Raw genomic sequence first — 1,798 nt, forward strand, 5'->3', positions numbered from 1 at the left:
TCTCACCGCCATCGTGAATGGGCATCGGCAAAGCCAGATCGGTGAACTCCTGCCTTGGCACTACGCACAAACCGTGTGATCGGAACACCGCTTACGCTGACATAATGTCCAGAAGATAAAAAGGCTGACACATTTTGGCACACTAGGGACACAGTATGTGCCAGCAATACCTAAGAAACCTCGGAAGTGGCCGTTAAGTGCTTGGTTTTATGAGGGAAAAGAGCGTGGTGGGTGATAAGGGATTTGAACCCTGACTTATATGAATGAAATCATTAACTTAGATGTATATTTGTAACCGTGTAACCGCCCTAAAATTGGACCAAATGACTTGGCGTAAGCTTGAATGAGAAAACCCGCCGGAATGATCCAGCGGGTTTATGGTGGTCGTGGTCTGGTGGCGAGTGTTAGGCGGCTTCCAACTCGGGAGTATCCGAAACTCTGTGTATGAGGCTTAGCCCATGCGTTTGAAACGGATCATTTGTTGAACCGTTCTGGGTATAGGATAGCGAACTGGTTGCGGGCGGCAACCCATTCCCTGACGCAGTGGCCAGCCTTCTCGAAGCTGCGGATCGCCAGATAGATCAGCTTGCTGGCGGCATCGTCCGTTGGGAAGCTGCCGCGCGTTTTGGTGGTTTTGCGGATGACCCTGTTGAGGCTTTCGATCTCATCCGTGGTGTAGATTATTTTGCGCACGGCTGGCGGGAAGGCAAAGAACGGGATGACCTCCTGCCATGCCCGCCGCCATGAGGGCGCGATTGAAGGGTATTTCTGACCCCACTCAGCTTCAAAATCATCAAGGGCTTTGGCGGGTGCTGTCAGACGGATTCGAACCCGTCTCTGGAAGGACAATGAAGCTGCCCTTATACCGCGCCAAGGACGCGCCACTCGGCGAGAGCGGCGGCACGGTTAAGCTTGAAATTGCCGCGTGAATAAAGGTGGCGCTCCTGGTTGAAATGATTGCAGACAGAAGAATGAACAGCGGCGAATTTCTGTAAACTGCGCATACTGCGCAACCATTGCATGGCCCGTTCTCGTCGTCGAAACGGCAGGTGCGAATTCTCCACCCGATTATTTTCCCAGCAGCCCGTTTCCTGCCGGTCAGCGTTGCCAACGACTTTCAGCGCAGCACCGTAGGATCGAAGTTTGTCGGTGACCAGAATATGAGGGCGGCCATGGCGCTTCATTGATTTCTTAAGGAATTTCAATGCTGCTCTGCGATCCCGTCGCTTAGTGACGAAGGACTCCAGCACTTCACCCTCGTGATCAACCGCGCGCCACAGGTAGTGACGCTCGCCGTTGATCTTCACGAAAACCTCGTCCAAGTGCCACTTCCAGTTCGAATAAGACCGCATCTGATGCACGCGTTTTCGGCGGATTTCAGCGGCGAACATCGGGCCAAATCTATTCCACCAGTACCGCACTGTTTCGTGGCTGATGTCGATGCCGCGTTCGTGCAGCAGATCCTCGACGTTTCGGAGCGAAAGCGGAAATCGAACGTACATCATGACCGCCAGGCGGATAATCTCGGGGCTGCTGTGAAAGCCCTTGAAAGGGTCAGTTTTCGTCATGAGCAAAGGCTACGAAATCACCCTGCTCGCCTCAACCCAATTTGTTCTGACAAAGCCGCCTGTTCAAATCAGAAATAAGTCTCAGCTTGCGACAGACTTTCAAACGAAATGGCGCTGTCGCTCTTGCCGAGTGGCGCGGCCTCAGCAAGGCATAGGGGACAGTACCTCTATCCTTGCTGAGACCGGCTCGGCTTTGCCTGACAGAACCCTTTGACCTAATGCAGCAGGTC

The 1,798-nt window shown here is 53.3% G+C and carries 1 protein-coding gene and 1 pseudogene; both read right to left on the reverse strand.

Going from position 1 to position 1,798, the window contains the following annotated elements; genetic code table 11:
• Nucleotides 1–474 precede the first annotated feature (474 nt).
• Nucleotides 475–798, reverse strand: a pseudogene (locus BUB78_RS17130) (transposase); the annotation flags it as partial.
• A gap of 62 nt (nt 799–860) precedes the next feature.
• A complete protein-coding gene (locus BUB78_RS17135; RefSeq protein ID WP_073200196.1) occupies nt 861–1,568 on the reverse strand; it encodes an IS6 family transposase in 708 nt (235 codons plus the stop codon).
• Nucleotides 1,569–1,798 lie beyond the last annotated feature (230 nt).

This window comes from Roseovarius marisflavi (assembly GCF_900142625.1).
GTDB lineage: Bacteria > Pseudomonadota > Alphaproteobacteria > Rhodobacterales > Rhodobacteraceae > Roseovarius > Roseovarius marisflavi.

Bases quoted from the DNA above. Each gene is read 5' to 3' on its own strand.
- BUB78_RS17135 (WP_073200196.1), bottom strand. From the start codon at position 1,568: ATGACGAAAACTGACCCTTTCAAGGGCTTTCACAGCAGCCCCGAGATT.